Source organism: Marinitenerispora sediminis, assembly GCF_003336425.1.
GTDB classification, from domain to species: domain Bacteria; phylum Actinomycetota; class Actinomycetes; order Streptosporangiales; family Streptosporangiaceae; genus Marinitenerispora; species Marinitenerispora sediminis.
The window spans coordinates 1-20,889 of the sequence record NZ_QEIO01000030.1 but is presented as its reverse complement, the minus strand read 5'-3'; the positions used below and the strand labels follow the sequence as shown (position 1 = coordinate 20,889).

The following is a 20,889-nucleotide window of genomic DNA, read 5'->3' as shown; positions in this document are numbered from 1 at the left end:
GGCCCCCACAGCCGCGCGTGCGGATCTCCCGCGACGCCGGCGGCCAGCGACCGCCTACCCGACCCGCCCGTCGCGTTCCAGACTTCTGCGAGACCGGGGGTGCGGTCCACCGCGCGCATCGCTGGGCGCGCGACTGGCGGAAGGGCGTTTCTTGCTACTCAACCGGATTTCCCTGCGGGTCGCCACGGCGGTCGGCTCGGCCGCGCTCGTCGCCGGCGCGACGTTCGCGGTCTCCGCGTTCGCCGACGACACCGGGGAGCCCGACGGCGCACCGGCGGCGGCGGAGCCGGCACCGGCCCAGGAGGAACGGGAGGAGCCGTTCTTCCCCGAGGCCGAGGAGGTCTCCGCGGAGGAGCGCGAGTCCCAGCTCGCACAGGCCCAGGACCTGCGGGACGCGGCGCTCGGCGCGGCCTTCGCGCAGGGCTCGGGGTCGGTGCGGGAGGAGGAGAAGGAGGAGGAGCCCGAGGAGCCGGCCGACGACGGCGGGTCCGGCTCCGACCCCGCGCCCTCCGGCGACCCCAAGGACATCGCCCGCTCCATGCTCGCCGACTACGGCTGGGGCGAGGACCAGTTCAGCGGCTGCCTGGAGCCGCTGTGGGAGAAGGAGAGCAACTGGAACCCGAGCGCCCAGAACCCCAGCTCCGGCGCCTACGGCATCCCGCAGGCGCTGCCGGGGGACAAGATGGCCACCGCGGGCTCGGACTGGCAGACCAACCCGGCCACCCAGATCGCGTGGGGGCTCGGCTACATCGAGGACCGCTACGGCTCGCCCTGCGAGGCGTGGGCGCACTCCCAGGCCAACGGCTGGTACTGACCCGGCCGGGGCTGTGAACGCGCGGCGGCCGGCGTCCCACCGGGGACGCCGGCCGCCGGCGTAGGGGGCGCGGGCACCGCGCGGGCGCCCGCGGTTACTTCTGCTGCGAGTTCGTCATCGACAGCACGTCGAGGGCGTCGTCCAGCTGCGCCTCGGTGAGCTTGCCGTCGGCGACGTAGCCCCGCTCGATGACGACCTCCCGGATCGTCCTGCGCTCCGCCAGCGCCTGCTTGGCGACCTTCGCGGCCTCCTCGTAGCCGATGTAGCGGTTCAGCGGCGTCACGATGGACGGCGAGGACTCCGCGTACTCCCGGCAGCGCTCCACGTTGGCCTCGATGCCCGAGACGCACCGGTCGGCGAACACCCGCGAGACGTTGGCGAGCAGCCGGACGGACTCCAGCACGTTGCGGGCGATCAGCGGCAGCTGCACGTTCAGCTCGAAGTTCCCCGACGCCCCGCCGAAGGCCACCGCGGCGTCGTTGCCGACCACCTGCGAGGCCACCTGGAGCACCGCCTCGCACAGCACCGGGTTGACCTTGCCCGGCATGATCGAGGAGCCCGGCTGCAGGTCCGGCAGCAGGATCTCGGTGAGACCCGTGCGCGGCCCGGAGCCCATCCAGCGGATGTCGTTGGCGATCTTGACGTAGCCGACCGCGATGGTGCGCAGCTGGCCGGACAGCTCGACCAGCCCGTCCCGCGCGCCCTGCGCCTCGAAGTGGTCGCGGGCCTCGGTCAGCGGCAGGCCGGTGGCCCGCGCGATCTCGGCGATCACCCGCGGGGCGAAGCCCTCCGGGGTGTTGATGCCGGTACCCACCGCCGTGCCGCCCAGCGGCAGCTCGGCCACCCGCGGCAGGCTGGCGCGCAGCCGCTCCACCCCGTAGCGCACCTGCGCGGCGTAGCCCGCGAACTCCTGCCCCAGGGTCACCGGGGTGGCGTCCATCAGGTGGGTGCGCCCGCTCTTGACGACGGTGGCGAACTCCTCGGCCTTGGCCTCCAGCGCGCCGGCCAGGTGCTCCAGGGCCGGGATCAGGTCGTTGAGCACCGCCGCCGTGGCGGCGATGTGGATCGACGACGGGAACACGTCGTTGGAGGACTGCGAGGCGTTCACGTGGTCGTTGGGGTGCACCGGCCGGCCCAGCAGGTCCGACGCCAGGGTGGCCACGACCTCGTTGGTGTTCATGTTGCTCGACGTGCCGGACCCGGTCTGGAACACGTCGATCGGGAAGTGGTCGTTCCACTTGCCGGCGGCGACCTCCAGGGCCGCCTCGCGAACCGCCTCGGCGAGGTCGCCCTCAAGCACACCCAGTTCGGCGTTGACCTTCGCCGCCGCGGCCTTGATGTGGCCGAGCGCGGCGATGTGCGCGTGCTCCAGGCCCTGGCCCGAGATCGGGAAGTTCTGCACCGCGCGCTGGGTCTGCGCCCGCCACTTCGCCTCGACGGGGACCTTGACCTCGCCCATCGAGTCGTGCTCGACGCGGAATTCACTCATTGCTGAAAGACACCTCCAGGGAAACTCCGTCCAAGACTGCCAGATGGCGGCCGTCCGGTAGCGGGCACCCCGACCTGCCGCGCCGGCGGGTCGTCAGCGCTCTCCGACTTCCCGCCGGCCCCGGCCGCGGCGCGGCCACGGAAGCCGGCGGCGCGGCGAGCTCACCCGCACGGAACCGAAGATCGAGAACCCCTCGACCTCCAGTACGGGGGCGTCCGGCACCCGGGACGGGCGGGTGGAGGTGAACCGGACACCGAGGAACGACCGGCCGCGCATCCGCACCTCCACGCCGTCGGGCACCCGGATCTCGACGCGGCCGAGCAGCGCCGAGGCGTCCAGCCGCACGCGGTCGCGCACCAGCAGCGCGTCCGTGAGGTCGATCCGCGCGGTACCGAGCAGCGCGAACGCCGCCTGCCGCCGCGGCACCACCCACCGGCCGGACCGCGCCTCGGTGCGCAGCAGCGCCAGGACCGGAGCAAAGGTCAGCTGGATCGGCTGGCGGTCCGCGGGCAGCAGGTCGGCCGTGACCGGCGGGAGGTCCCCGAGGAAGCGCGCCGCGTGCACCTGGTCGGAGCGTTCGGCGAACTCGTCGAGGTCGATGCGGCCGTCCTCGACCGCCGCGCGCAGCACGGCGAGGACCCGCTCGCGGTCCTGGTCCGATGCCCGCAGCCGGGCCGGCGGCACACCCTCGCTCACGTCGGCCACGTTAGCCGAGCACGGTCGGCCCCGCCGCTCCCGCTACCGGAGATCGCAAACCGCTGGCGGCGGCGCCGCCGTGGCCGTACCGTGAGGCCATGTCCTCCTCGCGGCTGGAAGAGTCCACTGACATGCCCCGAAGTGACACTTCACCCGCGATCTCGCTGCGCGGCGTCGTGAAGCGCTACGGACCGCTGACCGCGGTCGACGGCCTGGACCTGGAGGTCCCCGCGGGCATCGTCCTCGGGCTGCTCGGGCCGAACGGCGCCGGCAAGTCCACCACCATGCGGATGCTTACCGCGCAGAGCCGCGCCGACGCCGGGGAGATCTCCGTCCTCGGCTACCGCATCCCGCGCGAGTCCAAGCGCGCCCGCGCGGCCATGGGGGTCGTCCCGCAGCACGACAACCTCGACGAGGAGCTGACCGTCGGTGAGAACCTGGCGGTCTTCGCCCACCTGTACCGGGTGCCGCGCGCCGAGCGGCCGGCGGCGGTGCGGCGGGCGCTGGACATCGCCCACCTCGCCGACCGGCGGGACACCCGCACCGACCGGCTGTCCGGCGGGATGCGCCGGCGGCTGCTCATCGCCCGGGGGCTGGTGCACCGGCCGCGGCTGGTGCTGCTCGACGAGCCCACCGTCGGCCTCGACCCGCAGATCCGGCAGGAGCTGTGGGGGCTCATCAGCAGCCTGCGGGAGCAGGGGGTGACGGTGCTCATGTCCACCCACTACATCGAGGAGGCCGAGCGGCTCTCCGACGAGGTGGCGGTCATGGCGAAGGGGCGGGTGGTCACCCGCGGCCGGCCGGCCGATCTGGTCGCCGACTACGCCGGCGCGTCGGTGGAGGAGTTCCCGATCCGCGCGGCGGGCGCCGCGGCCACGGTCGAGGCGGTGCGCTCGGCCGGCTTCGCGTCCCGGCGCACCGGCGCCACCCTGTCGGTGCTGCGCGCCGAGAACCTGCCCGCCTCGCTGCGCGACCGGCTCGGCGAGGGCCGCCGGCGGGCCGCGACGCTGGAGGACGTGTTCGTGACTCTCACGGGGGAGCGGGTGGAATGACCGGGGGAACCGTGCGACGGAGCGGAAGCACCGCCCGCGACGAGCCGGGCCGGTTCGAGTTCGCCCCGGTCGCCGGAGTGCTCGTGCGGGAGTGGGCGCTGTTCCGGCGCAACTGGGGGCCCACGACGTTCGCGGCCGTGGTCGAGCCGATCGTCTACCTGCTGGCGTTCGGCTTCGGGCTCGGCTCCCTCGTCGGCGCGATCGGGGGCTACGACTACATCGAGTTCGTCGGCACCGGCATCGTCGGGATGTCCGTGCTGTTCAGCTCGATGTTCCCCGGCCTGATCGACACCTACGTGCGGCGGGTCTTCCGGCACGGCTACGAGGGCATGCTCGCCGCCCCCGTCGACGTCCGCGAACTGGTCACCGCCGAGGCCACCTGGATCGCCCTCAAGGCCGGGACCTACGCGTGCGCGCCGCTGATCGTCGCGATGGGCTTCGGCCTGCAGCCGCGGCCCGCCATGCTGCTCGTCCCGCTCGTCACGCTGGTCAGCGCGTTCGGCTTCGCGCTGCTCGGGATCTGGCTGTCCGCGGTGGTGCCGTCCATGAAGACCATGGACTACATCATCTCGGGGCTCATCACCCCGCTGTTCCTCGTCGCCGGGACGTTCTTCCCGCTGGACGCGCTGCCGTCCTGGGCGCAGTCGCTCGCGGCGGTGAATCCGCTCTACCACTGCGTGGAGCTGGTCCGCAGCGCGGCGTTCGGGCTGCGGCCGGCGGCCGACCTCGGGCATCTGGCCGCGCTGCTGGCGTTCGCCGCGGCGGCCTGGTGCCTGGCGGTCTTCCAGATGCGCCGCAGGCTGATCGACTGACGGCGCGGAGGGCGGCCGCCCCGGCCGCCCCGCAGGCCGCCGCGGCACCCGATGCGGCGCCGGGCGCACCGGTCAGGTCGCCGCCTCGAAGTCGATCCCGCTGTAGGTGGCCAGCTTGCTCAGCCGGTGCTCGCTGCGGACCTTGCGGATCGTGCCGCTGCGGCCGCGCATCACGAGCGAGTCCGTGATCGCGCCGCCCGACTCGTAGCGGACCCCGCCCACCAGCTCGCCGTCGGTGATGCCGGTGGCCGCGAAGAACACGTCCTCCGAGGAGACCAGGTCGTCGGTGGTGAGTACCCGGGACAGGTCGTGCCCGGCCGCCTCGGCCTTGGCGCGCTCGGCGTCGTCGCGCGGCCACAGCCGGCCCTGGATCACACCGCCGAGACACTTCAGCGCGCAGGCCGCGATGATGCCCTCGGGCGTGCCGCCGATGCCGAGCAGCAGGTCCACGCCGGTGCCGGCCCGGGCCGCCATGATGGCGCCCGCGACGTCGCCGTCGGTGATGAACTTGATCCGCGCCCCGGTCGCGCGGACCTCCCGCACGATGTCGGCGTGCCGCGGCCGGTCCAGGATCACCACCGTGACGTCCTGCGGGCTCCCGCCCTTCGCCGCCGCGACCGCGCGGACGTTGTCGGCGACCGGCGCCGTGATGTCCACCGCGCCCGCGGCGGCCGGGCCGGTGACGAGCTTCTCCATGTAGAACACCGCCGACGGGTCGAACATCGACCCCGCCGGGCTGACCGCGATCACCGACACGGCGTTGCTCATGCCCATCGCGGTCAACCGGGTGCCGTCGATCGGGTCGACCGCCACGTCGCACTCCGGCCCGGCGCCGTCGCCGACCCGCTCGCCGTTGAACAGCATCGGGGCGTTGTCCTTCTCGCCCTCGCCGATCACGACCGTGCCGGCCATCGAGACCGTGTTGATCAAGTGCCGCATCCCGCGGACGGCGGCGCCGTCGGCGCCGTTCTTGTCGCCGCGGCCGACCCAGCGCGCGGCGGCCAGCGCGGCGGCCTCGGTCACGCGGACGAGCTCCAGCGCGAGATTGCGGTCCGGAGCGTCGGCGGGAGTCGGCACGGGGGCGGTGGGAGTGGTCATCATCAGCCTTTCGAACGACGGCTCAGGTGCTCTCGCCTGGTGGGGCACGGGCGCGACTCGTCCCCGCCCGGCCGCCGGCGGCGGCTGCGTCCAGGTTAGCCACCTGGCGTAACCTCGACCGGAGGCGGGCCGGGCCGCGCGGCGGGACGGCGGGCGCGGGTCTCGGGGTGCGCGGAGGTGCGGCGGTGGACAACGCGGAGCGGACGGTGCGGGTGTCGCACCGGGGTACGGCGACCCGCAACGCGCTGCTGGACGCGGCGGCGCGGGTGTTTTGCACCGTCGGGTTCGCGCGGGCCGGGGTCAGCGAGGTGGTCGCCGAGGCGGGCGCCAGCGTCGGCAGCCTCTACCACCACTTCACCGGCAAGGCCGACCTGTTCAGGGCCCTCTACACCGAGTTCCAGCAGCGCCAGCAGCAGCGCACCCACGACGCGGCCGCCCGGGCCCGCGCCGCGGGTGAGACCGATCCCACACGGCTCATGCACGCCGCCGCGCGCGCCTACCTGGAGGGCTGCATCGAGGAGCGGGAGACCGCCTGGCTGTTCTTCAGCGGCGACAGCCCGCCCGGGTTCGACGCCGCCGTCCGCGACGAACTGCGCGCGTGGACGGACCGCAACGTGGCGCTGTTCCGCAAGGCCGAGGAGCCCGTCGAGGAGGCGCTGCTCATGGTGGTCAGCGGCGCGATGCTGCTCGCGGTCGGCGAGGTGGTCCGCCGCGAGGACCGCGCCGCCGCGCGGCGGCTCGCCGACGACGTGATCGAGGTCCTCGCCGGCCTGGAGCCGCTGCGCAAGCCACCCCGGTCGGCGGGCGCGCCGGGCCTGCGGCAAGCTGGAGGCGATGAGCAGACCGATTGACGAGCACGCCGCCCCCTCGACCACGGGCGGCGCCGCATGAGCAGGTACAACCGCGCCGACGCCACGTTCGGGGGGTACGCCGCCGCCCTGGGGGTGGTCGTGCTGATCGTCCTGGCCATGGCCCTGGTGGTCGCGGGACGCAGCCGCGAGCACATCCCGAGTATCGACTACACCGCCGACCTCGTCGCCCTCCAGGACGTCGCGCCGTACGGCACCTACGCCCCGGAGGAGCTGCCCGAGGGATGGGTGCCCACCAGTACCCGCCTGGACACCGGCGGCGCGCTGCCCGGCGAGGAGCCCGCCGGGCCGGTCTCCTGGACCCTCGGCTTCGCGACCCCCGAGGACCGGCACGCCGAGTTCGCCATCAGCGACGCCGACCCGGAGGCGTTCGTCGCGGCGGCCACCGAGAACGGCGCCGCCGACGGCACCGCCGAGGTGGGCGGCGGCACCTGGGACCGGTACTGGAACGAGGCCGAGAACCGGCGGGCCCTCGTCCGGCAGGAGGACGGCGCCACCGTCGTCGTCGCGGGCAGCGCCGAGTACGCCGAACTGGCGGTCCTCGCGGCGTCGCTGCGGCCTGGCGCGGGCGGCTGAGGGGGCCGCGGCCCCGGTCACGACACGTGCCGGCGCGATTTCGGAGCGATTTAACGTGCCCTTGAGGTTCGTTCCGGTACACCTGGGAGTCCACGACCCCAGGACGCGTACCGGGCGTCCCAGCACGGAGTTGATTCCAGGTGTTCAGCGAGATTGTCGATTGGTTCAAGAGCCTGTTCGGTGACGCCGCCGAGACCGCGGGTGGGGCCGTCGAGACGGCGGTCCAGGGCGCGGACGGCCTGACCGGAGGAGCGGCCGGCGACATCGCCCAGGTGGCGGGCGACCACTACGGCGAGCAGTTCCAGGACGCGACCGCCGGTGTGCAGGAGAGCGCCGCCGCGGCCACGGAGGCCTACGCCGACCCCGCGGGGGCCGTCCAGGAGCAGGTCGAGGGCGCGACGGCCGGCTGGGCCGAGACCGCCGGCGGGTACGCCGAGACGGCCGAGCAGGCCGTTCAGGACCCCGGGGGCACGGCCGCCGACGCGCTGCGGGACCGGCTGTCGGGGAACGGCTGACGGACGAGGCGAAGGCCCGCCGCCCATCGGGGCGGCGGGCCTTTCCGCGTCTCTGCGGCGCCGCGGTGCGGCCGAGCGGCCACGGCGCGGCGGGGGTCAGGAACCGACGGCCTCCGCGCGGAGGTCGCGGCGGAGCTCCTTCGGCAGGGAGAACGTCAGGCTCTCCTGGGCGGTCTCGACCTCCCGCACGGAGTCGTACCCGTACTCGGCGAGCCGGCGGAGCAGGTCCTGCACCAGGATGTCGGGCACGGACGCGCCGCTGGTGACGCCGACCGTCTCGACGCCCTCCAGCCAGGACTCCGCCATGAGGGAGGCGTTGTCGATCAGGTGGGCGGCGCCGGCGCCCGCCTCCAGGGCCACCTCCACCAGCCGCACCGAGTTGGAGGAGTTGTCGGAGCCGACGACGATCACGAGGTCGCACTCCGGAGCCATCTCCTTCACCGCGGCCTGGCGGTTGGAGGTGGCGTAGCAGATGTCGTCGCTCGGCGGGTCCAGCAGGTTCGGGAACCGCTTGCGCAGCGCGTCGACCGTCGCGTTGGTCTCGTCCACCGAGAGGGTGGTCTGCGACAGCCACGAGACGTTGTCGGGGTCGCGGACCTGCACCTTGTCGACCTCGTCCGGGCCGTCCACGACCTGGATGTGCTCGGGCGCCTCACCGCTGGTGCCCTCGACCTCCTCGTGGCCGGTGTGGCCGATGAGGATGATGTCGCGGTCCTCGGCGGCGAACCGCTTCGCCTCCTTGTGGACCTTGGTGACCAGCGGGCAGGTGGCGTCGATGGTCTTCAGCTGGCGCTGGGCCGCCTCCTCGTGCACCATCGGGGAGACGCCGTGCGCGGAGAAGACGACGATCGCGCCTTCGGGCACCTCGTCGGTCTCCTCGACGAAGATGGCACCGCGCTCCTCCAGCGTGCGGACGACGTGGGTGTTGTGCACGATCTGCTTGCGCACGTAGATCGGGGCACCGTACTGTTCCAGCGCCTTCTCGACCGTGACGACGGCGCGGTCGACCCCGGCGCAGTAGCCGCGAGGCTTGGCGAGCAGGACACGGCGGCGATTCGTCGCAGTCATGCCATCCATCGTAGGGCCTGTCCCGGCAGGAGCGGTTCGCGGCGTCTTGCCCCGACGCGCCCCGCGGGGCGCGGGCGCGGGACCGGCGGCGCGGCCGCCGTACAGACACGTCCGGGGGTGTGACAAGCGGCACCGCGGCGTGCTCGGGCGCACCTCGGTGCCGGACGCGCTCCGCCGCGCCTCCGAACTGCCGGGAACCGCGGTCCGCCGATCTCCGCGGGGGCGGGGAACTCCCCTATTCTGGGTGGTCTGCGAAACGAAACAGCGCCGTGCCAGCGGTTCGCACGTTCCGGGCTGCCGACCCCTCGCCCTCCCGAGGAGGCGCGCCGCACCACACCCCCCGACCGCCAGCAGCAGGAGTCCCCGATTCCCATGTCGAAACCGTCGATGTCCAGCAAGATCTCCGGAGCGGTCCGGCGCGTCTTCGCCAAGTTCGGCCGGCCCGCCGCCTCCAGCCGGCCCGCGGACCTGGCCGCCGCCGACGCCGACGTCAAGGGCGCCCCGGCCGCCAACGAGGCCGTGCCCGCCGACGCCTCCGCCGCGGTCGCCGAGGAGTTCAGCACCGAGGCCGCCAACACCAGCGAGCCCACCGTCACCCAGGAGCCTGTCGGCGACACGCCCCGGCCGCTCGCCGGAACCCAGCCGTCCGGAGCCGCGGAGCCCGCCGCCCGGAACGAGAGCGCCCCTGCTCCGACTCCGGCGGCGGCGCCCGCGGCCCCCGAGCGCCCGGAGGCCGAGGAGGAGTCGCTGGTGAAGCCGGAGGAGAAGGCCGAGATCGCGGCGGAGCTGGACAGCGCCAACGCCGAGACCGTCGCGGCCGACAGCTCCGTCTTCGCCGACGCGGTCGCCGCGGCGAAGGCCGCCAAGGAGGTGAAGGCGGACGCCCAGGCGGCCGGCGCTCCCGAGAGCGGACCGGCCGAGGCGGCCGACCTGCCGGTGCCCAACTACGACGAGCTGACGCTGCCCTCCGTCCGGGCCCGGCTGCGCAAGCTCACCATCGAGCAGGTGCGCACGCTGCGCGGTTACGAGACGGCGCACGCCAACCGTCCCGAGTTCGTCCGGATGTATGACAACCGGATCGCGAAGCTGGAGTCGGAGGCGGCCGGCGAGTAGCGCGGCCGCGCCGGCGGGCGGCCCCGGCCGGTCGGCGGGGTGGCCCGGGCATGTCGGCGCCCTCCTCTAGGCTCGACAGGTATGGGGATGCAGAGTTCCGCCGAGGCACCGCAGCCGGTCCGCGTCGTCCTCCAGGCGGTGGGCGGCTGGATCGGGCGGCTCGGCCGGATCTGGGTCGAGGGCCAGATCGCGGAGCTGAACCGCCGCGGCGGCACGGCGTTCATGACGCTGCGCGACACCGTCGCCAACGTCTCGGTGCGCGTGGTCTGCCCGGTGCGGGTGCTGGAGGCGGCCGCCCCCGCGCCGCAGGCCGGTGCGCGGGTGGTGATCCACGCCAAACCCGACTTCTACGTCGCCCGGGGCACCTTCTCGCTGGTGGCGCTGGAGGTCCGGCACGTGGGGCTCGGCGAGCTGCTCGCCCGGCTGGAGCAACTGCGCGGCACACTCGCCGCCGAGGGCCTCTTCGCCGACTCCCGCAAGCGGCGGCTGCCGTTCCTGCCGGGCGCGGTGGGGCTCATCTGCGGGCGCGGCTCGGCCGCCGAGCGCGACGTCCTGGAGAACAGCCGGCGGCGCTGGCCGGCGGTGCGCTTCGAGGTCCGCGAGGTGGCGGTGCAGGGCGACCGCGCCGTCGGCGAGGTCATGAACGCGCTCAAGGAACTCGACGGGCGTCCGGAGATCGACGTCGTCATCATCGCCCGCGGCGGTGGATCGCTGGAGGACCTGCTGCCCTTCTCCGACGAGGCGCTCGTCCGCGCGGTCGCGGCCGCCCGGACGCCCGTCGTGAGCGCGATCGGCCACGAGCAGGACAACCCGCTGCTCGACCTGGTCGCCGACGTGCGGGCCTCGACGCCCACCGACGCGGCCAAGCGGGTGGTGCCCGACGTCGGGGAGCAGCTCGACCTCGTCCGCCAACTGCGCGACCGCGGGCGGCGGGTGCTGCTCGGCGGTATCGCGCGCGAGGAGGCCTGGCTCGCGGGCATGCGCTCCCGGCCGGCCCTGGCCAGCCCGCTGCGCGAGATCGACCGCCTCACCGAGCAGGTCACCGGCCTGCGCGACCGCGCGCGGCGCTGCGTCGCCACCGCGGTCGCCCGCGCCGAGGACGACCTCACCCACACCCGGGCCCGGCTGCTCGCGCTCTCCCCGGCCACCACTCTGGCCCGCGGCTACGCCGTCGTGCAGCGCGGTGACGGCACGGTGGTGCGCTCCGCCGAGCAGGTCACCCCCGGAGAGACGCTGCGGGTGCGCTTCGCGGAGGACGGCATCACCGCGACCGCCGGCGAGCGGATCGACACGGAACCGCCGGAGCGGCCGGGAACGCCCGAAGGCTCTGAGCGGGCGGAAACGCATGAGGCGTCCGCGCGGCTGGACACGCACGAGGAAACGCACGAGGGGGACGCATGACCGCGACGAACGACACTGGCGGATCCACGCCGGCCGAGCCGGAACTCGGCTACGAGGAGGCCCGCGAGCAGCTCAACGCGGTGGTCCGCCAGCTGGAGTCCGGCGGCCTGACGCTCAAGGACTCGCTCGCCCTGTGGGAACGCGGCGAACGGCTGGCCCGCGTCTGCGAGGAGTGGCTGGAGGGCGCCCGCGCCAAACTGGCCGTCGCGCTGGCGGAGAAGGAGCCGGAGGGCAGCGGCACGGCCGACACCGAGGCCCCGTTCTGACCGCCGCCCGCACGTAGCGGGAGGCGTCCGGGCGCGCCGCGCCAGGACGCCCCGTGGGACGCGCGCCGGCGGGGCAGTTCGCGCGGAGCCGGTACGGCAGCCCGTCGGGCCATCCCCGGCGTGCGCGGGGAGCGGACTCGTTGACGTGGGACGCTACCGGCCCTGCCGCCTCCGCTTCGGCCGCCTGACGAATTTCCCCGAACCGCACGGAGGCCGCACACGCGGGACCAAGCGGCCGCCCACGTGCGAGGGGAGCGCTCGTACGCGTCCTCGCCACCCTGGTGGCCCTGGACCCTGCACACGCGGGGAGTGCGTCGCCGGACCATGGACGCCCGACCTGCGGAAGGGAGACCCCTACGCGCATGTCCCGCCGTGGTCGCCCGGCGCGGCCCCGACCTGGCTGGCCGTCCGGGCCGGGGCGGTCTCCGGTGCGGGTCAGGCTCCGGGCGCGGCTATGACGCGGGGGTCCGCGGCGGGCGGCGGCCGCGGGTCGGGCGGACCAGGCGGTCGCCGGCGGTGAGGGCACGCGAGAACGGCGCCGCGGACACCCGGTCGTGCCGCGGTGTGCGTCCGGGGTGTCCCTGTCCGGCCGTGGCCGGTCTCACCGGGTCGGGGCGTCCGGTCGGCCCTTCGGGGGGCCGCCCCGGCGGCTGGGGCGGCGTGCGGGGCGGCCGCTCAGTTCGTCGCCGAGTTCCCGGATGTTCGCGGGCAGGCCGCGGCAGGCGGCGACGACCAGGACGACGGCGGTGCCGAGGAACAGCGACGGCGCGATGTCGGCGAGCCGGGTCCCCAGGCCGATGAGCACGGCGCGGGCGAAGCCGTCGCTGCCCAGGGTGAGGACGACCTCCGCCGCCAGCACGCCCGTGAAGTAGCCGAGCGGCGGGCTCACCGCGAGCGGGAGCAGGTCGCTGCGCCGCACCAGGAACGCGGCCAGGACGCACACGGCGACGAACGCGGCGCCGGAGGCGGCCGGAACCCCGGCGAGCTGCTCCGCCAGCGCGGCACCGAAGGTGGCCAGCACCATCGCGAGGACCGCACCGCGCGCGGTCAGCCGGATCCGGCGGGCCGCGGCCGGCGGCGCGGACCGCCCCGCGGCGCGTCGGCGTGGCGGGCGCCGAGGGGGATGCGGGGCCGGGGCGCCGTCCACGTCGCGGGTCGCCATCACCGTGTGCTCCTTCAGCTGCCTCACCGCGTCCAGTGTGTCACTCCGGGGGTGAAATCCGGATCCTCTCGCGGCGCCGTGTCGGATGCCGCGCCGGGGTCGGCGTCGACGGCGGCCCCGTACAGGCGGACGCGGAGGTCGGCGTCCCGGGTCTGCGCCTCCGCCCCGTCGGCGTCCCCGCCCCGTGCCCCGGCGGCCGCCGCGAGCTCCGGGGAGGCGAGCGGGCGGGTCTGCTCGCTCACCCCGCCCGGTGCGTCGAGCTCGTCCTCCACCAGGCCGAGTTCGGTGAACCTGCGGGCCGTCACCAGGACCCGGCTCTCCAGGGACCCGACCGTCTGGTTGTACGCGGTCACCGTGCGCGAGAGCGCCCGGCCCAGGCCGTCCACGTGGCCGCCCAGCGTGGCCAGCCGCGCGTGCAGCTGCTTGCCGAGTTCGAACACGGTCCGGGCGTTCGCGCTGAGCGCCTCCTGCTGCCAGGCGTACTGGGCCGTGCGCAGCAGGGAGATGAGGGTGGTGGGGGTGGCGATGTGCACGCGCCGGGCCATCGCGTACTCCAGCAGGGCGGGGTCGCGGTCCAGCGCCGGGGCCAGGAACGCCTCGCCCGGGATGAACAGCACGACGAACTCCGGGGCGGGGCTGAACGCCGCCCAGTAGGACTTCCCCGCCAGCTGGTCGACGTGGGTGCGCAGCTGCCGCGCGTGCGCGTCGAGCCGACCGGAACGGACGTCGGAATCGTCGCTCTCCACGGCCTCCAGGTAGGCGGAGAGGGAGACCTTGGAGTCCACCACGATGCTCTTGCCGCCGGCGAGGCGCACCACCATGTCCGGGCGCCGGAGGCCGTCGGGCGTCTCGGCGCTCGCCTGCTCCTCGAAGTCGCAGTAGGCGGCCATCCCCGCGAGTTCCGCGACCCGGCGCAGCTGCAGCTCGCCCCACCGGCCGCGCGCTTCGGGGCGGCGCAGCGCGGTGACGAGGGCCTGGGTCTGGTCGCGCAGCCGCTCCGATCCCTCGCGGACGTACTCCACCTGCTTGGCGAGTTCGGCGTGCGCGGCACGGCGGCCCGCGTCCACCTCGCGGAGCTGGGCCTCGACCCGCGCCAGGGTCTCCTTGAGCGGTGCCACCAGGTGCTCGACCGCCTGGCGGCGCTGGTCGAGTTCGTGCCCGGCCGCCTGGTTGGCCGCGCGCAGCCGGCCCTCGGCGAGTTCGAGGAACCGCTGGTTGGTGGCGTCGAGCGCCTGCGCCGAGAGCGCGCGGAAGCGTTCGGCGAGCTGCTCCTCGATGTAGGCCGCGCGCTCCTCGGCCGCCCGCGCGTCGGCACGCGACTCCGCTTCCCGGCCCCGGGCCAGCATCCAGCCGAGGAGCGTGCCGAGCGCGATTCCCACCAGCAGTACGAGAACCAGGTTGAGGCCGTCCATAGCGGCCCATGCTCTCAACCCGGCGGCCGAGCCGGGAACCGCCACGCGCGGCGGCCGGGATCTCGTGCGGTCCGCCGCCGCCGGCCGCGCGGCGGTCCGGCCGGGTCCGCGCGGGGGCGGTCGGCCGGAGCGCGCGTGCGGACGCCGGGCGGCGCGGCCGGTCAGGTGCGCGGCAGGCAGGCGTCGATCGCGCTGCGCCACAGGCCCGCGGCGCGCCAGAAGCCGGGAGGCGGGGTCTCGGGAGCGAACATCCACATCCGGTCCCGGGAACCCGAGCCGCGGCCGGTGATCACGGGGCGCGGCGGGTGGGGAGGCGGGCCGGACAGGTGGTACCAGCCGTAGTCGAGCGGTTCGAGCAGCGCCATCAGCCGCTCCTCCACACCGCGGTCCGGCAGTACCTCGCAGAACACCCACGGCCGGAACCGGCGCAGCACCTCCAGCCCGCCGGCGATCACGTCGGGTTCGGTGGTCTCGGTGTCGATCTTGATGACGGCGGGCACGATCCCCGCCCGTTCGCGCCAGCGCGCGAGGGTGTCCAGCCGGACCGGTATCCGGCCCACCTCCCGCCGGAACCCGGCGGCCAGCGAGTTGGAGGCGTCGGTCGTCGCGGACAGCCGCAGCGACGCGGTGCCGCTGTGGTTGCTCAGGGCCAGCTCCTCGACGTGCACACCGAGCCCGTTGCCGGCCGCGATGGCGCGCGCGGCCGCCGCCACGTCGGGGGTCGGCTCGAAGGCGTACACCTCGCGGTAGGTACGGGCCGCGGCGAGGGCCGCGTAGACCCCGATGTTGGCGCCGATGTCGAGCACCGCACCGGGGCGGCTGTGCTCAAGGGCGGCGAGGAAGCAGGCGAGCGTCTCGGGTTCGTAGCCGGCCAGGCCGCGCTCGGCCAGGCGCTTGGCCACCCAGAAGTCGCCGGGCGCGCGGACCTCCAGCGACTCGGGGCCGACCAGCGGACCGGAGTCGCGGACCGGCAGCGCGAGGTCGAACCGCCGGACATTCGGCGGTAGCCGGTCCGGGTCGATGCCGCCCAGCCGTTCCGGTAGGTGGACGCGGATGCGTCGTGCCGCGCGGCGGACGGCCGGATGGCGCCGGACGAACGCGCGGACCTGATCAGGTACCACTGAAAGCCCCCCAAGTGGCAGACACGGACTCCGTGTGCCCGGCGGCCGGACCGTACGCGGCGGGCCGGCGTCCGGCCGCCGCGACCGGCATCGCCGGCGCGGTCGGCGGGACCGCGGCTGGCGGCGCGGTGGGCACGGCGTACACGGCAAGAGCGGTCAACACGGCAAGCACCGCCGAGGAGTAGAAACGGAGCGCGTCCGGGTCGCCCCCCGACCGGACACGTACGGAACCCGGGCCGTTCCGCGGTGTAACGACGGTACCGTCGTACTGCGGCGCTGCGCGGGCCATTTCATCCAAAGATCACCCGCGTGTCACCGAATCGTCCGCCCGTGCGGGGCCCGTGATCGCTGCCCGCGGCGGCCGGTCGCCCGCCGGCGCGGGGCTCCTCCGCGGGCTCGGGCGGAGCTCTGCCGTCCGTTCGCGCGGAGCTCTGCCATCCGTTCGCACGGAGCTTTCCACCCCCGCACGTCGTCGGCACCGACGCACCTCCCGCTCCGCCCTAGACTCGGAGTCCGTGAGTCTGTCTATCGGGATCGTCGGCCTGCCGAACGTCGGCAAGTCCACACTGTTCAACGCGCTGACCAAGAACGACGCTCTGGCCGCGAACTACCCGTTCGCCACCATCGAGCCCAACATCGGAGTCGTGGGGGTGCCCGACCCGCGCCTCACCGCGCTGGCGGAGATCTTCGGCTCGGCCAAGGTCATCCCGGCCACGGTGAGCTTCGTCGACATCGCCGGCATCGTCCGCGGCGCCTCCAAGGGGGAGGGGCTGGGCAACCAGTTCCTCGCCAACATCCGCGAGTCCGACGCCATCTGCCAGGTCATTCGGGCGTTCGACGACCCGGACGTCACCCACGTCGACGGCGAGATCGACGCGTCGCGCGACATCGAGACGATCAACACCGAGTTGATCCTCGCCGACCTGCAGACGCTGGAGAAGGCGCTGCCCCGGCTCCGCAAGGAGGCGAAGACCAACGCCAAGGACAAGGACCGGCAGCGGCTCCTCGCCGCGGCGGAGGCGGCGCAGGAGGTCCTGAACGAGGGGCACGCGCTGTCCACGGGCGGACCGGCGGCCGGGATCGAACTCGCGGACCTCCGCGAGCTGAACCTGCTCACCGTCAAGCCGTTCATCTACGTCTTCAACCTCGACTCCGACGAACTGGCCGACGCGGAGCTGCGCAAGAGGCTCTCGGGTCTCGTCGCCCCCGCGGAGGCGATCTTCCTCGACGCCAAGATCGAGGCGGAGCTCGCCGAACTGGACGACGCCGAGGCGGCCGAGCTGCTCGAATCCATGGGCCAGAGCGAGTCGGGCCTCACTCAGCTGGCCCGTGTTGGGTTCGCCACACTTGGGCTGCAGACCTACCTTACGGCCGGTCCGAAAGAGGCGCGTGCCTGGACCATTAAGAAGGGGGCCACGGCTCCGGAGGCCGCCGGCGTCATCCACACGGATTTCCAGCGCGGGTTCATCAAGGCCGAGGTCGTCTCGTTCGATGACCTGGTGGAAGCCGGGAACACGCAGGCCGCGAAGGCCGCCGGCAAGGTTCGGATGGAAGGCAAGGACTACGTGATGCACGACGGTGACGTCGTGGAGTTCCGCTTCAACGTGTAGGTGACTCTTTCGTCACCCGCGCGCGCCGGGCGGACCAGCGCCTCCGAGCCACAGTTGGCTAACTGATCAGCGAATTCTTTCTTTCCGGACACCCCGCAAAACCGGCTTTGACCTTGCCTTATTGTCCCGCTTCGTGGTCCGATGCGCCCGGACGCGGCATTGTGGCAGTCCCGGACAGGCCGGTGGAAAACGGGCCGGAGGAAAACACGATCGCGTAATAGCCATGGAGATCCCGGGTCATGCCGCACCATAGAGGATGGGGTAGACAGGCCGCGGGAAACAGCGCCTGCGCGGCCGGGAACGCACAATCTGTGCGCCCCTGGGCAGGCTCGGGTGTGGATGGAGGCGTGATGGCTCGCAAGTCGACCGCGGGGCGCGGCGCTGCCATGGTGGAGGACGCCGCCGTCCCGCCGGCTGACGGGTGGCAGGACGAACCCGTCGCACGTGGCCGGCGGCCGCGGCGCCCCCGATCCGGCGCCGGCGGGCGCTGGTGGGTGTGGGTGGGACGGGCCTTCCTGTGGGCCTTCATCCTCGTCGTGCTCTTCAACGGGGTCTGGCAGCCGATCCGCTCCGGGCTGGCCCAGCCCGAGAGCACCGAACCCGAGCCGACCGACACCGTCGACTTCCCGCACACCGCCGCGGCGGCGTTCGCCGTCCGGTTCGCCGAGCTCTACCTCAACGCCGCGCCGGGCGGCGCCAACGAGCGCGCCGACGCGCTGGCGGCCTTCCTCCCCGAGGGAAGGGCATCGTCGCTCAACCTCTCCGGTGGTGAGCTGACCGGCGAGAACATCGAGGTCCTCGCGGTGGACGCCCGCGACGACAACAACGCCGTCGTGAGGCTCAGCGCCGACCTCAACGGCAGCCCGGTGAGCCTGGACGTGCCCGTCTACGCCGAGGACGGCGGCAGCGCCCTCGTCGTCTCGGGGCAGCCGGCCCTGCTGGCCGCCCCGGGGAGGGCGCAGCTGCCCGACGAGCCGGGCGTCGAGAGCGACACGGACGCCCGTGACGAGCTCGAACCCATCCTGGAGGGCTTCTTCGAGGCCTACGCGCAGACGCCTGAGCACCTCTCCCGCTACCTGGAGCCCGATGCCGAGGTCGCCGCGCTACCCGCCGACACCGTGGAGTTCGCCGACCTGCGCGACCTCACCGTCCCCGCGGCCACGGGAGCCGGCTCGGGCGACGCACGGCAGGTCCGCGCAACTGTGGTGTGGCGGCTGGCCGGCGAGGGCGGCTCCGGCGAACTCGCCCAGAGCTACCAGCTGACCGTCGTCAGGGAGGGCGAGAACTGGTATGTGCGCGACCTCCAGGGCGCCCCGAACTCGTTCGGCTGACCACGGCCGAACGTCCGTAAGCGTGACGACCGGTGCCGAACCGGCCCGGGCACCAGTAAGGAGACGTGAAGGACCATGCTGAGATGTGAGCCACGGGGGGGCGGCCGCTAGATGCTCCCCCTGTTTTCCAGTGTCACGCATGCCGCGACCGATACCTTGGTCCCCGTCGTGCTGGCCGCGACGGCGGACGGCCCGGACACCTCAGGGCTGGCCGACTGGTTGCGCGGATTCTTCGGGCCCCTGTTCCTCGTGATCGTCTCGATTGTCGCGATCTTCTTCCTGTTCACCCGGGAGATCACGCGGTTCGCGCAGTTCATCATCCTGGCGATCTTCATCGGAATCGTGTTCTACGTACCGGGGATCATCGAGGTCATCGCGGTGGCCATCGCGCGGGCCATGGGTGTGACGACCGAGTAGGAGGGCCGGGGACGTGGACCTGCCCACGTACACCAACATCTGGCGCATCGAAAAGCGGCTGTACAAGCTCTACGACTTCCGGCTGCCCACGCCGCTTCCGCTCGTCACGTTCGGTGTCTGGTTGGGCGTCACGCTGGTGTGGACGCTGCTGATGAGCCTCATCGGCGTGCCGTTCCACACTCCGTGGCACGTGGTCTGGATCGTCCCCCCGTTCGTCATCGCCTTCTTCATGACCCGGCCGGTCATCGAGGGCAAGCGCCTCACCGAGCTGCTGCTCTCCCAGGCGCGCTACCTCGCCGAGGCGCGGGTGTACACCCGGCTGGCGCCCCAGTACGAGCCCGCCGAGATCACCGTGACGGCGCGCGTCTGGCACCGCGATCCGGCAGCCGGACCGCTGCCCGAGGTGAACCGCAAGGCGGCCCGCCGGGCAGCGCGCCACGCGACGGCGGCCCAGGCCGACCAGGCGTCCTCCGAACCGCTGCCGCTGCTCGCGGCGCGTCCGGAGGGCGCGGCCGAACCGGTTGCCCCCGCACCCGCCCGCTCCGAGCCGGCCGCGGCGGACCCCGCGCCTCCCGCGGAGCGCGCGACCCCGCCGGTCGGCGCCCCCGCCGAGGCCCCCGCGCGGCGTTCCGTGGGGCTGCGCGTCCTCAACTACTTCGGCTTCGCGCTGCCCCGGCCGGAGGCCGCGGACACCGCGGAGCGGGCACGGCCCGCGGCCGACCGCGGCGGACTCGCCACCGTGCGGCGCCGCGAGGAGGCGCCGAGCGTGCTGCCCACCGCCGCGGCCGCCGCCGAGCCCGCCGTACCCGCCGACCCGGCCGAGGTACCCGCAGCCGAGGCGGGCGGCGCCGAGGGGCGCAGCGGTGAGCGCAATCCCTGGCTGGCCGCACCGCGCACCCCGCCGGGCGAGGCCCCGTGGCCGATCGCGGCGGACAGCCTCGGCACCGGCCGGGAGTCCGCGGCGGACGATCGCGCCGCGGCGCGGCGCCGCGCCGAGGAGATCATGGCCGCGCCGGTGCCCGGGGCCGGGCAGCCGGAGGCCGACGAGGCGGCCGAGCGGCCGGCGGCTGCGGAGCACAGCGGGTACGACGCCGGCGGGGAGCGCGGCCACGCGGGGCCGGGGGCCGAGCACGCGGCCGCCTCCGACGGCGTCGCCACTCCCGAAGAGCACGCCGCCGAGAGCCGGCGCGCCGAGGCGCCCGAAGACGAGCCCGCCTCCGAGCACGATCCGTGGCACGGCCGCGAGGCGCAGCGGCGGCTGCGGGGACGCGCGCAGGGCGCTGCGGTCGCCCGCAGGCTGGAGCAGGAGCGGGCGGCCGCCGTCGAGCGGCCCGCTCCGGAGCGGGCCTGCGGACTCGGCGCGCCCGCGGCCCCCGGCGAGGACCGTGACCAGCGGCCGCGGACAGAGCGCCCCCGCCCGCACGCCGCGCCGTGGGAACTGCCCGCGGTCGGCGGGGGGCTCCCGGCGCCCGGCCGTGCGGACTCCGCCGCGGCCGCCGCGCCCCTCGACGCCGCGCCGCCCCTCCCGGAGCTGGAGGCCGCGCCCGAGCACGGTGCGCGGTCCGCCGTCGCCGGCCGCTCCGGCGGCGACGTGGACCCCGCCCCGCTGCCGCCGGGAGCCGCCGCTCCCGCGGAGTTCCCCGAACCGGCCGGCGTCGGGGCGGACGGCACCCCCCGTACGGCTCCCGCACGGCCGGAGGCGGCTCCCGACGAGACCGGAGCCGCTTTTTCGTACGACCGGCAGGACGCCGCCGGCACGGACTCCGCGAGTGGCGCCGCGGACGCCGAGGAGGCGGTGCCGGCCGGCCCGGCGCGGCGGGAGGCGCGGCCGGAGGCCGACGCGCAGCGGGGGGCCGAAGCCGACGGCCGCACCGACGCGCCCGGCCCGGAGACCGCGCCCGCCTCGGAGACCGCGCCTGCCCCGGAGACCGCGCCCGGCCCGTCCGCTCCGCCGGCCCCCGAACCCGACCGCGCCGACGCCGCCGAGCGCGCCGCCGAACCGCGCGCTGGCGCGGAGCCGTCCCCGCCGGCCGAGCGCGCCCCGGCGGTCGGCGGACCGGCTCACCC

At 74.5% G+C, this 20,889-nt stretch carries 20 protein-coding genes; 13 read left to right on the top strand and 7 right to left on the bottom strand.

All coding sequences use genetic code 11. The annotated features are described in order from the left end of the window. Positions 1–151: 151 nt before the first annotated feature. The gene (locus tag DEF28_RS08310; protein ID WP_114396555.1) at positions 152–814 is read left to right on the top strand and encodes an aggregation-promoting factor C-terminal-like domain-containing protein; all 663 of its coding nucleotides are present in this window, start codon (positions 152–154) and stop codon (positions 812–814) included. A 94-nt stretch (positions 815–908) separates the two neighbouring features. Here DEF28_RS08310 and DEF28_RS08305 read toward each other — a convergent pair whose 3' ends face one another. Both DEF28_RS08305 and DEF28_RS08300 read right to left on the bottom strand, forming a co-directional pair. Beyond that, positions 909–2,303 carry a class II fumarate hydratase gene (locus DEF28_RS08305; protein ID WP_114396554.1) on the bottom strand — a complete coding sequence of 465 codons (1,395 nt, stop codon included), beginning with the start codon at positions 2,301–2,303 and terminating at the stop codon, positions 909–911. 93 nt (positions 2,304–2,396) lie between these two features. Continuing rightward, positions 2,397–2,999, bottom strand: coding sequence for a DUF1707 SHOCT-like domain-containing protein (locus tag DEF28_RS08300; protein WP_233515171.1), 603 nt, complete (start codon positions 2,997–2,999; stop codon positions 2,397–2,399). A 131-nt stretch (positions 3,000–3,130) separates the two neighbouring features. On the opposite strand from DEF28_RS08300, the gene DEF28_RS08295 reads away from it, so the two are divergent. After that, positions 3,131–4,051, top strand: a complete 921-nt coding sequence (locus tag DEF28_RS08295; RefSeq protein ID WP_233515170.1) for an ABC transporter ATP-binding protein — start codon at positions 3,131–3,133, stop codon at positions 4,049–4,051. Next, positions 4,048–4,863, top strand: coding sequence for an ABC transporter permease (locus DEF28_RS08290; protein WP_114396552.1), 816 nt, complete (start codon positions 4,048–4,050; stop codon positions 4,861–4,863). The genes DEF28_RS08295 and DEF28_RS08290 overlap by 4 nt, the downstream gene beginning before the upstream one ends. Before the next feature lie 72 nt (positions 4,864–4,935). Here the strand turns inward: DEF28_RS08290 and glpX are convergent, their stop codons facing one another. Next, the gene (glpX, locus tag DEF28_RS08285; protein ID WP_114396577.1) at positions 4,936–5,961 is read right to left on the bottom strand and encodes a class II fructose-bisphosphatase; all 1,026 of its coding nucleotides are present in this window, start codon (positions 5,959–5,961) and stop codon (positions 4,936–4,938) included. A 185-nt stretch (positions 5,962–6,146) separates the two neighbouring features. Here glpX and DEF28_RS08280 point away from each other — a divergent pair, with 185 nt between their 5' ends. From DEF28_RS08280 to DEF28_RS08270, 3 genes are all read left to right on the top strand, one after another. Beyond that, positions 6,147–6,812 (top strand): TetR/AcrR family transcriptional regulator, encoded by a 666-nt coding sequence (locus DEF28_RS08280; RefSeq protein ID WP_114396551.1) that lies wholly within the window; start codon positions 6,147–6,149, stop codon positions 6,810–6,812. Positions 6,813–6,848: 36 nt separating this feature from the next. Next, entirely contained in the window at positions 6,849–7,406 is a 558-nt protein-coding gene (locus DEF28_RS08275) for a DUF4245 domain-containing protein (protein WP_114396550.1), read from the top strand. Positions 7,407–7,546: 140 nt separating this feature from the next. Next, positions 7,547–7,921, top strand: a complete 375-nt coding sequence (locus DEF28_RS08270; RefSeq protein WP_233515169.1) for a hypothetical protein — start codon at positions 7,547–7,549, stop codon at positions 7,919–7,921. A gap of 96 nt (positions 7,922–8,017) precedes the next feature. On the opposite strand, the gene DEF28_RS08265 is transcribed toward DEF28_RS08270, so the two are convergent. After that, positions 8,018–8,989: a 4-hydroxy-3-methylbut-2-enyl diphosphate reductase gene (locus tag DEF28_RS08265; RefSeq protein ID WP_114396549.1), complete on the bottom strand. Its 972-nt coding sequence runs from the start codon at positions 8,987–8,989 to the stop codon at positions 8,018–8,020. Positions 8,990–9,361: 372 nt separating this feature from the next. Here DEF28_RS08265 and DEF28_RS08260 point away from each other — a divergent pair, with 372 nt between their 5' ends. The 3 genes from DEF28_RS08260 (at position 9,362) to DEF28_RS08250 (ending at position 11,769) form a co-directional block, all read left to right on the top strand. Next, positions 9,362–10,102 (top strand): hypothetical protein, encoded by a 741-nt coding sequence (locus DEF28_RS08260; RefSeq protein WP_114396548.1) that lies wholly within the window; start codon positions 9,362–9,364, stop codon positions 10,100–10,102. Between the two features lie 81 nt (positions 10,103–10,183). After that, entirely contained in the window at positions 10,184–11,503 is a 1,320-nt protein-coding gene (gene xseA / locus DEF28_RS08255; protein WP_114396547.1) for an exodeoxyribonuclease VII large subunit, read from the top strand. Next, complete coding sequence (locus tag DEF28_RS08250) at positions 11,500–11,769, top strand: exodeoxyribonuclease VII small subunit (RefSeq protein WP_114396546.1); 270 nt, start codon at positions 11,500–11,502, stop codon at positions 11,767–11,769. The genes xseA and DEF28_RS08250 overlap by 4 nt, the downstream gene beginning before the upstream one ends. Positions 11,770–12,370: 601 nt before the next feature. Here the strand turns inward: DEF28_RS08250 and DEF28_RS08245 are convergent. The 3 genes from DEF28_RS08245 to DEF28_RS08235 form a co-directional block, all read right to left on the bottom strand. Further along, positions 12,371–12,958 (bottom strand): DUF6542 domain-containing protein, encoded by a 588-nt coding sequence (locus tag DEF28_RS08245; protein ID WP_233515168.1) that lies wholly within the window; start codon positions 12,956–12,958, stop codon positions 12,371–12,373. Then, entirely contained in the window at positions 12,955–14,343 is a 1,389-nt protein-coding gene (locus DEF28_RS08240) for a DNA recombination protein RmuC (protein WP_114396545.1), read from the bottom strand. The genes DEF28_RS08245 and DEF28_RS08240 overlap by 4 nt, the downstream gene beginning before the upstream one ends. A 161-nt stretch (positions 14,344–14,504) precedes the next feature. Continuing rightward, positions 14,505–15,464, bottom strand: a complete 960-nt coding sequence (locus tag DEF28_RS08235) for an FkbM family methyltransferase (RefSeq protein ID WP_114396544.1) — start codon at positions 15,462–15,464, stop codon at positions 14,505–14,507. A 515-nt stretch (positions 15,465–15,979) separates the two neighbouring features. Between DEF28_RS08235 and ychF the strand changes: the two genes are divergently transcribed. From ychF to DEF28_RS08215, 4 genes are all read left to right on the top strand, one after another. Next, positions 15,980–17,074: a redox-regulated ATPase YchF gene (gene ychF / locus DEF28_RS08230; RefSeq protein ID WP_114396543.1), complete on the top strand. Its 1,095-nt coding sequence runs from the start codon at positions 15,980–15,982 to the stop codon at positions 17,072–17,074. A 350-nt stretch (positions 17,075–17,424) separates the two neighbouring features. Further along, positions 17,425–18,405 (top strand): conjugal transfer protein, encoded by a 981-nt coding sequence (locus DEF28_RS08225; RefSeq protein WP_114396542.1) that lies wholly within the window; start codon positions 17,425–17,427, stop codon positions 18,403–18,405. Positions 18,406–18,516: 111 nt separating this feature from the next. Next, a complete protein-coding gene (locus tag DEF28_RS08220) occupies positions 18,517–18,822 on the top strand; it encodes a hypothetical protein (RefSeq protein ID WP_114396541.1) in 306 nt (101 codons plus the stop codon). 13 nt (positions 18,823–18,835) lie between these two features. After that, positions 18,836–20,889 (top strand): TcpE family conjugal transfer membrane protein (locus tag DEF28_RS08215; protein WP_267900207.1); only part of this gene is annotated, 2,054 nt, incomplete at its 3' end.